Genomic DNA, 14399 nt, shown 5'->3' with positions numbered 1-14399 from the left:
GGGTATGAGTAAAAAAGAACTGCTGGCCAGAGCGCTCGACTGGACGGGAATGAATCTGCTCGCGCGGAATACGCCCGTCTGGAATGGTCTGGTTGTTCTGAATTACCATCGAATCGGAGACAAGCAGAACTCACTGTTCGACCACGATCTCTGGAGTGCATCTGCAGAAGATTTTGAACAACAGTTGCGATTTCTGACTCTGAATTTCGATCTGATCCGCATTCAAGATCTGGACCATATCTGGAAAAGCCCGCGGGGACGATACGTCCTCATCACATTCGATGATGGATACCTCGATAATTACGAATGGGCCTTTCCCCTGCTCCGCGCCTACAATTCACCGGCCACGTTTTTCCTGACCACCGGCTTTCTGGACGAGCGCAAGATCGCCTGGTGGGACGAAATTTCCTGGATGGTACGTAGTTCGTCACAGAGTACTTTGAAACTGGCTCCCTGGAATGAGCAGGAACTCTCTCTGGAACCTGCTCAGCTAAGCCAGACGATTAAATTACTCTTACAGATCTACAAGGGGCTGTCCGGGGAACAGACAGAAGACTTTATGACTGCCCTCGCAGACGCGACCGGCACCGGTCGCTGCCCCGCAGAAACCGCAGATCGGGTCTGGATGGACTGGGACATGATCCGCGAAATGAGTGAAGCGGGCATGGATATCGGCGGTCATACCGTCAATCATCCCATCCTGGCTAATCATCCGGAAGAAACTCAGAAATTCGAAGTTCAACACTGCAAGCACCGCATCGAAATCGAACTCAATCAGTCGATCTCAGCGTTCAGTTATCCCGTGGGTGCCCAAAACTCGTTTGACCATCTCACGCGTAACTGCCTGGAGGAATCCGGTTATCGCTGGGGATTCAGCTATTACGGCGGTTACTCGTCCCTGGGTGAGCATGATCCCTGGGACCTGCCTCGCATCGCGATTGAATCAGAAAATCCCGCCGCCCTGTTCCGGTCGTCTGTCTCTTTTCCCCAGGTCTTCAGCCAGAAGAAGGTGTACACTAACACAGACACCGATCCTGTAACCTCAGCCGAATAATTCGACTCAGGGGGACTGTTTCTGATATTTTCTCAGAATTTGTGATCCGTCTCCCCAGTTGGTTGACGATTCCCTGAGAATTTGCGATAACAACGGACCGCTTTGCAGGTTGTGGTACGCGCGACTACGTGCTGTTTCCCACAATTTCAACTGCTCTATCTGGTTTGATTTACCTGATACTCAGCCGCTAAGCTGTTATACAGGAATAGTTTATTTCGATCAAACCCTAATAATATTTCTTTGCCGTGTGTTACTGGAACCAAGCGGCAGCTGATGATTAATGTGGGAGAAAGACTGAATGGGTCGTTACACAGGACCAAAAGGACGGGTTAACCGCCGTTTAGGAGCTTTGGTTTTCGAAGACGCAGGTGCAACACGTGCACTGGACCAGCGGAACATGCCGCCGGGAATGTCACAGCGTCGGCGGAAGCCCTCAAACTACGGTCTCGCATTAATCGAAAAGCAGAAGATCAAATTCTACTACGGTCTGCGTGAACGTCAGCTGCGTCGGTACTTCGACAAAGCCAAACGGACCAAAGGCAACACCGGGGAAGCTCTGCTGATCCTCTGTGAGCGTCGTCTCGACAATGTTGTCTGTCGGGCTGGATTTGCTCAGACTCGTCCGCAGGCGCGTCAGGGTATCGTTCACTCACACTTCCAGCTGAATGGCCAGACGGTTAACAAGCCTTCTATCTGGGTCAAACCAGGTGATGTCATTACCGTCCGCAACCGTCCCAACCTGAAGAAACTCTACGGCGAACTGGTTGAATCCGGTCGCCCCGGATGTGCCTGGTTGTCTCTGGACAAAAAAGAGCTGGCAGCAACCGTTGTCACAGCTCCTGGTTCAGAAGATGTCAGCCTGCCGGTTGACGTTGGTCAGGTCGTGGCGTTGATCTCTCGCTAAAGATCAATTCTCGTACAAATCAACACTCCGAAAAATCGTTCTGGTTTTTCGGAGTGTTTTTATTTACCTTCGTTATAAAATCCCCGTCAGGGGTGAGAATTCTGTTGGAACACGCTATTGTAATTAACAGAATTGTTTTTAAAACTTGATGCACTACCCGCCGTGATCGCAGCGACCTTCTACGGCCTTGAGAGAGAGAGGCATAACTATGGCAACGGACCGTCGAAAAGCCGTCCTGTTGTTTGGTGCTCCTGGAGTTGGTAAAGGAACTCAGGGGAGAATTTTAGGTCAGATCCCGGGCTTTTTCCATCTCTCCAGTGGAGACGTCTTTCGCTCGATCGATATCGAGTCTCCCGAAGGTCAGGAAATTTATAAATACAGTTCGCGCGGCGAACTGGTTCCTGATGAACTCAGTATCCGCATCTGGAAACAGGGACTCGATGCCCGGGCAACCCTCTCCATGTACAAGCCTCGTAAAGACATCCTCATTCTGGACGGCATTCCCCGAAATGTGGAACAGGCGAAAATCTTGGAACAACACATCCATGTGCTCAAGGTGCTCCACTTAACCTGTAGTGACGAAGAAGAGATGATCCACCGCATCCGGCACCGCGCGATCCGCGAGAACCGGGCCGACGATGCCAACGAAAGTGTCATCCGTCGTCGCTTCGAAGTCTATCGTGAAGAATCAGCACAGGTTCTCAGCTGTTATCCAGAAGAAATCGTCGCACACATCGATGCGATTGGTTCTCCTGCCGGCGTCTTACTCGCCTGCCTCGAACAGCTCGTCCCCGTGCAGGATGCTCACTTCCGGGGTGAACACACCTCCTGAGTCAGAAAGAATCGTACCCGCCAGTAAATAGATCAGATTAGACAGAAAGGCGCGCTCATGGCCGGTTTGAACTGGGGATTTTCTTTACTGCGAACGAAACTCTCAAATACCGGCTGGGCTCTGCTGCTCTGCCTGATCACATTACTGAGCCTGGCGCCCGCAAAAGCACAGGCGCGGCCGGCCCGCCAGCATCCGAACTTTGTGATCATCTTCACCGACGACCAGGGCTACCAGGATGTCGGCGTCTTCGGCTCTCCGAACATTAAAACGCCCAATCTCGACCAGATGGCCCAGGAGGGAGTTCGCTTTACCGACTTCTACGCTGCCCAGGCCGTCTGTTCCGCCTCACGGGTCGCCCTGCTCACGGGATGTTATCCCAATCGCGTCGGCATCCGCGGTGCACTGGGACCACAGTCCAAGATCGGCATCAACTCAGAAGAAACCACAATCGCGGAAGTCGTCAAGCCACAGGGCTACGCCACCGCGATCTACGGTAAATGGCACCTGGGACATCTGCCCCAATTCCTGCCAACCCGCCACGGCTTCGACGAGTACTTCGGGCTCCCCTACTCAAACGATATGTGGCCGTTCCACCCGACAGCGGGAAAACGGTTTCCCGATCTGCCACTGATCGAAAATGAAACCGTCATCAATCCCAAAGTCACCGGCAAAGAACAGGCTCAACTCACGACCTGGTACACGGAACGTGCCGTCTCGTTTATCAACAAACACCATGACCAGCCCTTCTTTCTCTACGTCCCGCAGTCCATGCCGCATGTCCCCCTGTATGTCAGCGACAAGTTCAAGGGCAAATCAGAGCAGGGCCTGTATGGCGACGTGATCATGGAAATCGACTGGTCCGTCGGTCAGATCCGTCAGGCACTCAAAGAAAACGGCATTGCTGAAAACACGCTGGTGATCTTCACCTCCGATAACGGTCCCTGGCTCTCCTATGGCGACCACGCCGGCTCGGCACTCCCCCTGCGGGAAGGTAAAGGCACCGCCTGGGATGGGGGCCAACGCGAACCCTGTATCATGGCCTGGCCCGGACAGATTCCGGCTGGCACTGTCTGTCACGAAATGGCGATGACCATCGATCTTCTGCCCACCATCGCCTACCTCTCCGGCGGCAAGGTGCCTCAAGACCGCATCATCGACGGCAAAAACATCTGGCCCCTCATGAGTGGGGAACAGGGAGCTAAATCCCCCCACGAGGTGCTCTATTTCTACTGGGGCGATCACCTGAATGCGGTTCGCAGCGGCAAATGGAAACTGCACTTCCCGCATCCTTACCGCAGTCTGAAAGACAAACCCGGCTCCGGCGGTACACCCGGCCCCTACATTCAGAAGAAAACCGGCCTGGCCCTCTACAACCTGGCAGACGACATCAGCGAAAGCAAAAACGTCGCTGATCAGCATCCTGAAGTCGTCAAACGCCTCACCGCCCTGGGAGAACAGGCCCGCGAAGACCTCGGCGACTCCGGCACAAAACGCAAAGGCAAAAACAACCGCCAGCCCGGCCGGGTGGACTGAATTTTCGAGAGTCAGGTTTAACCTTCTGACATCGCAGGTTCAACCACGTTTTTCGCAAATCCCTCGTAAGCAGCCCCCATGTCTTTCGCCAGCGAATCAGGAAAGACATGAAACTCACCAGCTTGTAAAGCAGCAACCACCCCATCGGCCACCAGCTCCGGAGGCTCGGCGATTTCATCAAAGCCGGCAGTATGTCCCATATCCGTGGCGATCGGTCCCGGATGCACGCTGACGACCAGGGTCCCCTGCTCCTTCAACTGATCTTTCAAACCCTGTGTGACCGCATACGCAGCAGCCTTGGAGGCACAGTAAGTCGTGAAATCAGGAAATGTTTTTATGGAGGCTACCGAATTCAGCTGCACGAGCGCGCCGCCCCCGTTAGCTTTCAGCACCGGAGCGAAAGCCTGTGCCACACGGATCAAACCGTAAACGTTGGCATTCATTTCGAATTCAAGCGATTCCAGTGCATCCTCAGACAGAGCGGAAGCCGTTTTCAACACCCCCGCATTATTCACGACCAGCGAGACATCACTGGCAGTCTGGGCTGCAGTCTTAATCGTGTCCGGCTTTGTCAGATCCAGTTCCAGGGGAACCACCTTATCCCCATATTCCTCGGTCAACCCGGAAACCGAAGCCGGATCACGCACCGCAGCATAGACTTTCGACGCACCAGCTTTCAGTAATGCTTCCAGAATCGATTTCCCAATCCCCCGATTCGCACCGGTTACCAGTCCCACCTGACCACTGATCTCATAGCCCATCTCAGATCCCTTTTTATAAAACAGAAATTTCTCCCACTGGCATCACCAGCAGTCGTCCAGAAGCGTCACACGCATTCTACGCCGCGGTTTCGCTGAGACAAGACTTGAGTTCGAGGATCGGAAGACTGCTCTCTTGGACGTGAAATATCTCACAAATGACGACATCGACAGTTAGAACCCTGTCCTTCCTCACTTCCAGAACTGCCACCACTTCTTTGTCAGCCTGCGTTCACAGCGTTTGCAGATCGTCAGTGGCCGGCCTTCTACGGTAATCATCACTCCCTGCTCATAGTCCTTTCCACAGATGGCACAGCTCGACAGATCGGGACCCGTCGTCTCGACCGATTCAAAGTCTTCCACCATCGGTCCTCCCTGACGCAGGTGCGCGATATACTTCAACTCGCTGAGTGCGATTTCGCTTTCGGGGTCCAGTTCCAGCGAAGCATGAAAGGCAGCTTCCGCATCATCCAGTTTCCCCATTTCAATCAATACGAATCCCCGACCGCGACGTGCCATTGCCAGTTCGGCCTGACTGACATGCGGTCCAGTCTCCACCACCTGATCATATAGTGCCAAAGCCCCCTCTTTATTCCCCAGGTGAATCAGCGCCTGGGCCTTCTCGAACAGAAACTTCGGATTCTCCGGCTCCAGGCTGCGGCCCTTGTCGAGATATTCTACCGCCTGGGTATACTGCTGCTGTTTCACACACAGGAACCCCAGGTAGTAATACGCCCGCGGATAGGCATTCCCGATCCACTTCACCGCCCGCTCCATTCCGTGGTCCTGCATCCAGCTCACGTAATGCATGAACTCATTCATGCTCCAGAACTTAATCGCCACCCCTTCCCCGTCTGCCTCTTCATTTTCATAGGTCTCCGGCGTATTGGCGACTACTTCCTGAAGCAGCCGCTCCCCCTGCTGCAGCTTACCCGCTGTCAACGCTTCCAGAGCCGCTTCAACTTTGGTCACGTCCTCGATTTCTACTTCACTTGCCATGCAGCCAGTCTTTCTAAAAGGGAATTACCAGATCAGTCCTTTGGTTGCCAGTACGATTAGTCCCTCTCGATTTGTCCCTGCCTCACGAAATGCCCCCAGTATCCGTTCGCCTCTCTCATCATCTTCGAATCGGACTTTTAATGTCACCGATGCTCCAGGTAAGAGAGAAAAGTCTTTTTTTCCTAAACCACACCAGTCCCAGTTTGCTTTTCGCCAGAGTCCTCGCCGAAAAACTTCCTGATATGACTGGATGTATTCCGGTCCTGCTGAGTGATAGATTAAGGTCGATTCCCCAGTATTCCTCACAACGACGAAGACCTCAACTTTAACCTGCTTGCGGGAAATAATGACAGGACGATTTTTCAAAGGCACCATCTCTTCAAATTGAGTCCTCCGCCAGGCTGGATCCGGCAGTTGATCAGGCGGAATCGTTAAGCGAACCCGCTTGTCCTCTGCTGGAACGTTCGAAATGGGACTGAATGAAAACAGCAGCAACAGGAGGCACCTGATTGCATTCCACTGAACTGATTGATGATACATTAGTCAAATCCCCCACTCTCAGTCGCCAGAACGATCATCGCTGAATGCAGATAATCCTCATCTCTGAAATGCCCCAGCATTCGTTCCCGAATTCCCTGTTCCCAGAAATCCACTTTCAGCTCTACCGTTTCTCCCGGTTTTAATAGAACGGACTTTTTCCCCATACCACACCAGTCCCAATTGGCCGCCTGCCAGCGCCCTGACAGATCGGTTTCCTGAAACAGTTGAATTCCACTGCGCCCCACTGAGGTATAGCGCAGAACTGTATTTCCCGAATTGCGAACCTTCACCCAGATCAGTTCCCCTTCACACCTGCGGGAGATCACTTCTGGAATATTATGTAGCGGTTCATCTCCTCGAAAGAGGGTTTGTCTCCAATATGGATCTGGTGACTGTGTTACGGATGCCCTCGCCAGGCGCTCTCCGCTACTGCTGGAGATCACAGCCAGTCCAGACATCAACAGCAGGATACGACAGACAGCAGACTGATTCATTTTCTCACTCCTTCTACCAGCAATTGCTTGTCGTCCAGCCCTGCCATCCACACCGCCAGATCACGAAATGTCTGTAATTCGGGTGGAAGAGGATTCGATCGTCGCTCCATCAGCCATCCGACCAGGCCTGTCAGAGGAATCAAAGCGAAAGCACTAAAAAAGTAGCAGGACGGATCGACCTGTAACGAGAACAGAATTGCTCCCAGAAACGACACATAGGTCAGCATAAAGCAAAGCACTTGTCTCCCCAGCCTGCGATCGAAATGTGACAGATCCGGTGCACGTTGTGCGGTGATCCAGCGCACTTTCAACCAGAATAAAGCGAACGCGTTCCCCGTCAGCACATCTCGAATCCGGGTACCCGGTCCAAAATCTCGAGGACACTTTTTAACCTCGCCTACCAGTTCCTGGATTCCGTAAAACACGCCCGCAGGTCCGCACTCCTGCCCGATGACATTGACCGGCTCTAAAGAAATCGCCGTCGCACGCGCCGCGATGAACTGTGCGACCCGACGATAAGTAAAGTCGGCGGCATGCAACCGCTCCCACGCCTCGAAATCATCCCGGCAGACATCGAGCCTGAAATAATCGGACCATCCCTGGCGCGTACATTCAAATCGAAAGCAGGATTGCAGACTTTTGTATAAGTCGACTAAGTCACTAAAATCGATCTCTTCCCCGGCCCACCTTGGTATTCCGGATTGCAGATGCACATCAATCCGATCATCGGGCCGGAAGGGCGTATAACGGGACAGAAAAAACCACTGCGTCTGGTGCCGTTCCCACAACTCCCGCATGCCACACAGGATCTGCGTTTCGGAATAGCGGTGCTGATTCATCAGGACGCCCCTTCACCTTCACACTGCGAATCTGCCTGAACTGCACGCACCGCGTCGCAATTGCGACCGGCAATCAAGAGTGCCAGATCGCGAAACGTCTGTAATTCCGGCGGTAAGGGATCGGAATGGTGATGGTACAGGCAATACAACTTCCAGAACGCATAGAGCGAAACGCACGGCGCTAAAAGATAAAGAATGTTGGCTGTGACAATTGAAAGCGGGATACCAATTAGAAATCCCAGTACAGCCAGCAGACATCCCGACAGGAACAGGGAATCCCATTTTCTGGAAATGTCGGGAATCATCTGCCTGTTACGCCAGCAAAGTTCACTCCAGAATTGATCCAGAGTCTCTCCTCGAAAGGCGTCAATGATTCTGGTCGAAGGTGTGATCTGACAGGCAGCTGGAACAATCAGGTTCGACAACTCAGTGATCCCGTAAAAAGCACCCGCGGGACCACACTCACGATCGATCACTTGCACAGGTTGAAATGAGATATAGGTTGTACGTTCTGCAATAAAATCGACCAGTTTCCTGAATGTCAGATACTGTCCTACCTGCTCAACCCATTCGGCCTCAGTTCGATAATGTGAGCCGACACCAAATAGTTGTTCCCACACCTCAGGGGCACATTTAATCTGAAAGACTCGTTCAAAACGAAATCTGAAATCGGTGAAATCAATGTCGTCCCAGACTTTGACTGCTTTAAAATACAGATCAATTCTGAGATCAAGATCTTGAATCGGGTCAGGTGCCTCATCATCATCCAGTCCGTACATATCCACCAGATGCTCTGCGATAAGTGGCATAATCTCTTTCTCGGTATATCGCATTTCCTGCATCAGAGTCCCCTTTGCGGATGCAACATCGTAACGACAGCGAACACAGCTGTTTTCCTGCCTCCAGCATAAGACATCTGCATCATACCTGACAGAATATCTTTCCTTTTCCTCTCCGAATCTAAATTTTTTGTTTTCCTGTTGGGAATGACATTGCACAATATGAAGATTTGATGCAGGTTTCGTGCAGGCACCTCTGCTGACTTGAGGTTCTCAAAACCGGAACCCAAAATGTCCTCAGAATTTAGATTCTGGACGGAATCATCTTTAAGAGACTTCTGGTTCTTCATAGAAGGTCTGACACGACATGGCTCGAAACGTGACTTCATTGCTGCGGATGCTACTGCTACTGGTTCTGATTACGGTACCATGGTCTGCTTCCTCCCACGCCTGCACGACCGCTGTTATCAGTGGCAAAGCGACCGCTGACGGCCGACCACTGCTCTGGAAAAACCGGGACACCTCAAACATCCATAATGAAGTGGTCCTGTTCAAAGAGGGTCCGCTCCGCGCCATCGCCGTGGTCAATGCAGGCAGCCGAAAATCAGCATTCATGGGCGTCAACGAAGCCGGCTTCTGTCTGGAAAACTCGTTGAGCAAAGACCTCGGCACTCCCGGTAAAAAATCCGGCATGGGCAATGGACGTTTCATCAAACATGCCCTGGAAACCTGTGAAACAGTCGAGGACTTCCGCAGACTGCTCGACGAAACCAACAAAACGGGCCGTCGCACTGTTGCCAACTTTGGTGTCATCGATGCCCGGGGAGGCGCTGCTCTCTTCGAAACCGGTCCCGACAGCTACACGATGTTTGACGACAACGATCCCCAGACAGCCCCCAACGGCTACATCGTACGTTCTAACTTCGCCACCACCGCCCAGGGACTGCCGGCCCTTCCCGAGCAGCGTCATCTGGGGAAGATTTATTCCGCCGAACGCTATTCCCAAGCGTGTTCCCGACTCGAACAACAGCGGGGAGCTGGCATCACCGTAGACTACCTGCTCCGCAACCTGACGCGCGACCTGTCCAACCAGCAAGGCACTCCTCACCCCGGCACCGTCAACGGTACCAAAGGCAAGCTGCCCGAAATCATCCAGACCGCAAACACCATCAGCCGATCCACCACCGTGTCTGCCGCCGTCTTTCATGGCGTCAAACCCGGAGAAAACCCCGGCCTGACAACCATGTGGACCATTCTGGGTAATCCCAGTTTTTCCCTGGCCGTCCCCTGTTGGGTCGATATGGAACAGGTCGCGGACCCGCTGGAAGATCGCAAAGGAGCCGAGTTGGGAGAGATCGCGATTTCCCTGCGTGCCTGGAGTAAATCAGCCGAGGGTGACGGCATCGACACACAGGCCCTCCCCGGTATCTGGGAAGACCTCTGGAAAACAGAAGATAAAATCCTCAAGCTCACGCAAGTTTTTCAGAACAGTCGCAGACAACACGGTTATTCACAAGGGGCCGTCACCCGCTTCCATCAGAAGATGGCGGCACTTGCCATGCAGGCGATGCAACAGGAACTGCAGGAAATGAAACAGGCCGCGATCGACCTGCCTGCTCCTCCGCCTCCCCGGTTCGCTCCGGTCAAGAAAACAATCGTGATCCCCTGAAACACCTGACGAAACCAAGGATAGCTTCCATGCGTTCTCCTATTATATTCCGTTGTGCGAAATTCTTCATCCTGTGTCTGGCCTGCCTGCCACTCACAGTTCAGGCAGAAGAACAGACAGCTGAAACGAAACTGGTTCGTGTTGCCGTGTTTGACTATCCGGACAAGGAATCAAACGGCCCGCGTAATCTGAAACAGTTCCTCACGCCGGCCAATGGTTTTAAGTATCAGGTCGTCCGTCCTGCCGAGATTCGTAACGGCATACTCAAAGACTTCGACGTTCTCATCATGCCCGGCGGCAGTGGCAGTAAGCAATCGAAAGCACTGGCACCAGAAGGTCGCAAAGCGGTCCGCCAGTTTGTCCAGAACGGCGGTGGTTATGTGGGGATCTGCGCCGGGGCTTACCTCGCCTCATCGCATTACAAATGGTCGCTGGGAGTAATCAACGCCCGCGTCTGGGATCGTCAGCACTGGGCCCGTGGCGCTGAAACCGTTGAAATCGGTCTGACACCCGCCGGACAACAGGTCCTCGCCCGCGGTCCGAAAAGTTACAAAGTACGCTACCAGAACGGGCCACTGCTGGTCCCCGACAACCAGCAGCACCTGCCGGGGTACGAAGTTCTGGCGAGTTTCGAAACAGAAGTGGCCCGCAACGGCGCTCCCGCCGGAGCGATGGTAGGCACTCATGCCATCATCCGTTCCAAATTCGGTGCCGGCCGTGTGATCTGTTACAGTCCTCACCCGGAAGCCCAGGATGGTCCGAAATCACTGGTCGCCTCTGGAGTCTACTGGGCCTCCCAGGTGGACTGAACGATTCCCCCGCTCAGCTAAAGTGAGACTTCATAAATCCCAGCGGGAATACCAGACCCGATTCTGCACAGGGTCCAGCAGCAGGAACTCTCCATTATTCCAGGAGTTCTTTGCCCGCTGTCGTGCGGCGTAGCGAACCTCTGCAGTATCCAGCAGGCGTTCTATCTGCGACGCTTCGATCGGGCCCGCGGCGTCAGTTCCCAGAGTGGGAGCACTCATCCCCGAGACACCAAAGTTGAAAAACCGGGGAATCTCAGCTGGCACCGGTCCCTGACGCCACTCAGTTTCTCCCCACGGGGTAGGTTGCTTTAACCACTGTGAAATGGTCTCCGCATCGGTATCGAAGACCAGGTAGTATTCACCATCCCCCAGGAATTCGAGCCTCACTTCACCCGCAGAGATAACCCGGGCCGACCCCGGCCAGTCGAAACCGGTATAGTGCTTAAAGTCACTTCCCGGGTCGTTCACTTCATAGTAGCGTGGCGCTTGTGAAAATTTCTCGGGAGACAACAGAAACAGAGCCGCCAGCAATCCCGCAGGCACACCCACAAACAGGACCGCCAGCAGTAACAAGAGGATGACATACCGCTTTCGCAGGGGGATGTCCGGATCCGCGGAGGCGTCCACATCACTGGGAACATCTTTAGTATCACCAGCAATACGAAACTCCTCCGGAATCCCATTCATCGACAGACTCCTGTTGAGGCAGGATCAGCTCTTCCCCGTTACTTCACCCGCACCAGCTTCATCAGTCGCCCGGAAACGTTCCAGTCCTGCACGTAAAGGTTGCCCTCTTTGTCCCAGTAGGAACCGTGAGTGCCGCTGAAGATGCCCTCGCGCCACTGATCCTGGGGGACGTTGAAGTTGCGGTGTGTTTTCGGATCTTCGTTATTACCCAGTACTGCGATGATGGTGTTGGTCTTATCCAGAATAACCAGGCGTCCGTGCAGGTCGGGAACCGATACGTAATCTCCCTGGATTGCGACTGAAGTCGGCATGCCCAGTCCGGTGACTACTTCTTCGATGTAGTTCCCGTCCAGATCGTAATGCACCAGGCGGCCCTTGGGCTGATGGTTCCGGTCGCAGATCAACAGGCGAGGTGGATTGTATCGCGTATCCAGCGTCATCCCGTGTGCAGTGTTGAATTCCTTCAAGCCGTTCCCCTTCTTACCGAAGTGGGATTTGTATTTGCCATCCTTGTCGAACTTGAAGATGTAATTACTGGCGTAACCGTCTGAAAGAATAATGTCTCCATCGGGGGCGACGGTAATCGCAGTCGGGGCAAACTTCTTGAGGTTCAGTCCGGACTCTTTCGGGAACGGCAGTTTGAGAACGATGTCTCCCGTCTCGGCGTGAAACTTGATCCCTTCCCCGGCCACGTTGCGGGCACCGTAAATGAATTCCCCTTCGGGCTCATCCCGGATTTCGATATCGTGAATGTTAGAGTACTCATCTCCCAGAAAACGACGCACTACTTTCCCATCCGGCGAGAAGACGAACACGCCGATTTTGGCACTCGTGTAGATATTTCCCTCTTTATCGACAACCACGCCGCCATGGGTAGGTCCCAGAACGGAACGGCCCTGTTCGTCGAACCCCCAGCCGGGCACCGTATCAAAAGTCATGATACCGCTGCCCATCCGCACCGGTTCGAACTTCTCCGCCGCCATCACCGGCACTGTCAGACAACAGACCACAGCTACCGCAATTGAACGCAAGCACTTCTTCATCATCCGGATTCCTGTCCATTAAATATTCAGATTAATAAGTCAGTCGAAATAAGACGTTCCCCCTGTTCAGAGGCGAACCATTCCAGTATCCGCGGACCATCAATTGATTGCAACCTGCTCATCAAAAAACCTGCATATGTCACATTTCCACGTGCCAGACAACCCACTAAACAACTGTTATTTAACAAGTTAGAACTTTTCTCTTTTTTCCTGTAACAGTTTTTCCTACTTCACGCTGAGTAAGTCAGACAGGCATGGGACCTGTTAAACAAAACAAACACAATCGTGGAATCTGATACGAAATAAGGGGAACAGGACAATGAAACGCTTCACACTCAGTTTGGTTATTGTGGCGATGGTCACCGGAACAATGGCAATAGAAACTTATGCCGGTGGTAGAGGACGCTCAGGTGGTAACTTTGGCAAATCCCGCGGTAACTTCTCTGGTTCAAAAAGAAACTTCCAGTCATCTTCGTTCAAGAAAAAGTTCAACTCGCCGAGCATGAAGTCGACTCCCAAATTCAATCACAATTTTTCCAACAAACAAATCAACCACAACAAGTTTTCTAACGTGCATTCGAAAAATACGCACTTCAAGCCGCATTCCAACATGAAACAGATTCAGCCCATGAAGAAAGTGCATTCTGGTTTCAATCATAAGAAACCGGGCAGTGGCTTTACACGCCCCAACCAGAAGCCCTTCAATGGCAAGAACACACTGAAGCCCAAGCCATTCCCCAAACCCATCGATCCCGGATTCGGCAATGGCCCATCTGGCAAGAAACCTTTCGATAACATCAAACCTCGTCCTCGTCCCAGTAAACCGTTCCCCGGCAAACCGATTCTTAACAAACCGGGTAAGGGACATGGACAGCATGGCGGAAAGCACGCTGGTAAACATCATGGTCACCACAATGGTCACCACCACGGAAACCATCACTGGCACAACCATCGTCCTCGCTTCTCCTGGTGGTGGTACAACTACTGCACACCACTGCGAAACTGCGTGCCCGGCAACTACCAGTACTGCAACTACGTGTATCCAACTTGTGACTATGTCGCTCCCAACGGAGTGGTTGTGGAAGACGTTCGCTGGTTCCTCGGTCTGAAAGGAATGATGCTGCCCGGCAAAGGGATTGGCGTGGAATCTGTCGCAGACAATTCGCCAGCCGCTGCTATCGGCCTGCAACCCGGTATGGTCATCACCAAGTGTAACGGTGTTGTCATCACCGACAACGAAGTGTTCGGCCAGGTCATCGCTCAGTCAGGTGGTGTACTGGAAATGGAACTGCTGGAATCCATCGAAGGCGAGCCCCTCCAGGCAACCGTTCAGATGACTCAGCTGCCCGCAGCCAGCTTCTAGGAGTAAGTAATACATGACACTGCAGGCAACCCGTAAAACGTCCGATGAGGTGTGAACCTTGTCGGGCGTTTTTTTGTCTTGTACGATTAGTCGCGA

14 protein-coding genes are annotated in these 14399 nt (G+C 53.0%); 7 read left to right on the top strand and 7 right to left on the bottom strand.

The window, feature by feature from the left end; translation table 11 throughout:
- Positions 1-4: 4 nt before the first annotated feature.
- From FYZ48_RS22085 to FYZ48_RS22070, 4 genes are all read left to right on the top strand, one after another.
- Positions 5-1054, top strand: a complete 1050-nt coding sequence (locus tag FYZ48_RS22085; RefSeq protein WP_187782156.1) for a polysaccharide deacetylase family protein — start codon at positions 5-7, stop codon at positions 1052-1054.
- A 298-nt stretch (positions 1055-1352) separates the two neighbouring features.
- Positions 1353-1958, top strand: a complete 606-nt coding sequence (gene rpsD, locus FYZ48_RS22080) for a 30S ribosomal protein S4 (protein WP_149344374.1) — start codon at positions 1353-1355, stop codon at positions 1956-1958.
- Positions 1959-2166: 208 nt separating this feature from the next.
- Positions 2167-2790, top strand: coding sequence for an adenylate kinase family protein (locus FYZ48_RS22075; protein ID WP_149344372.1), 624 nt, complete (start codon positions 2167-2169; stop codon positions 2788-2790).
- Between the two features lie 57 nt (positions 2791-2847).
- Positions 2848-4323 (top strand): sulfatase family protein, encoded by a 1476-nt coding sequence (locus FYZ48_RS22070; protein ID WP_187782155.1) that lies wholly within the window; start codon positions 2848-2850, stop codon positions 4321-4323.
- A 17-nt stretch (positions 4324-4340) separates the two neighbouring features.
- On the opposite strand, the gene FYZ48_RS22065 is transcribed toward FYZ48_RS22070, so the two are convergent.
- From FYZ48_RS22065 to FYZ48_RS22045, 5 genes are all read right to left on the bottom strand, one after another.
- A complete protein-coding gene (locus FYZ48_RS22065; RefSeq protein WP_149344371.1) occupies positions 4341-5084 on the bottom strand; it encodes an SDR family oxidoreductase in 744 nt (247 codons plus the stop codon).
- A gap of 189 nt (positions 5085-5273) precedes the next feature.
- Positions 5274-6080, bottom strand: a complete 807-nt coding sequence (locus FYZ48_RS22060) for a tetratricopeptide repeat protein (protein WP_149344370.1) — start codon at positions 6078-6080, stop codon at positions 5274-5276.
- A gap of 539 nt (positions 6081-6619) precedes the next feature.
- Positions 6620-7114, bottom strand: a complete 495-nt coding sequence (locus tag FYZ48_RS22055; protein ID WP_149344369.1) for a hypothetical protein — start codon at positions 7112-7114, stop codon at positions 6620-6622.
- Positions 7111-7953, bottom strand: a complete 843-nt coding sequence (locus FYZ48_RS22050; RefSeq protein WP_149344368.1) for a hypothetical protein — start codon at positions 7951-7953, stop codon at positions 7111-7113. Before FYZ48_RS22050 ends, FYZ48_RS22055 begins: the two co-directional genes overlap by 4 nt.
- Positions 7953-8795 (bottom strand): hypothetical protein, encoded by an 843-nt coding sequence (locus FYZ48_RS22045; protein ID WP_149344367.1) that lies wholly within the window; start codon positions 8793-8795, stop codon positions 7953-7955. The genes FYZ48_RS22050 and FYZ48_RS22045 overlap by 1 nt, the downstream gene beginning before the upstream one ends.
- 304 nt (positions 8796-9099) lie before the next feature.
- Between FYZ48_RS22045 and FYZ48_RS22040 the strand changes: the two genes are divergently transcribed.
- Positions 9100-10401, top strand: a complete 1302-nt coding sequence (locus FYZ48_RS22040) for a carcinine hydrolase/isopenicillin-N N-acyltransferase family protein (protein WP_149344366.1) — start codon at positions 9100-9102, stop codon at positions 10399-10401.
- Positions 10402-10430: 29 nt separating this feature from the next.
- The gene (locus tag FYZ48_RS22035; RefSeq protein WP_149344365.1) at positions 10431-11210 is read left to right on the top strand and encodes a BPL-N domain-containing protein; all 780 of its coding nucleotides are present in this window, start codon (positions 10431-10433) and stop codon (positions 11208-11210) included.
- 30 nt (positions 11211-11240) lie between these two features.
- Here the strand turns inward: FYZ48_RS22035 and FYZ48_RS22030 are convergent, their stop codons facing one another.
- The gene (locus FYZ48_RS22030) at positions 11241-11897 is read right to left on the bottom strand and encodes a hypothetical protein (protein ID WP_149344364.1); all 657 of its coding nucleotides are present in this window, start codon (positions 11895-11897) and stop codon (positions 11241-11243) included.
- Between the two features lie 38 nt (positions 11898-11935).
- Positions 11936-12943 carry a 6-bladed beta-propeller gene (locus FYZ48_RS22025; RefSeq protein ID WP_242022738.1) on the bottom strand — a complete coding sequence of 336 codons (1008 nt, stop codon included), beginning with the start codon at positions 12941-12943 and terminating at the stop codon, positions 11936-11938.
- 316 nt (positions 12944-13259) lie between these two features.
- Between FYZ48_RS22025 and FYZ48_RS22020 the strand changes: the two genes are divergently transcribed.
- Positions 13260-14303, top strand: a complete 1044-nt coding sequence (locus tag FYZ48_RS22020) for a PDZ domain-containing protein (RefSeq protein WP_149344363.1) — start codon at positions 13260-13262, stop codon at positions 14301-14303.
- The last annotated feature ends 96 nt before the right edge of the window (positions 14304-14399 follow it).

The organism is Gimesia chilikensis (genome assembly GCF_008329715.1).
GTDB classification, from domain to species: domain Bacteria; phylum Planctomycetota; class Planctomycetia; order Planctomycetales; family Planctomycetaceae; genus Gimesia; species Gimesia chilikensis.
Note: the sequence above shows the minus strand (reverse complement) of the source record. Positions and strands in the feature narration are given on the sequence as shown.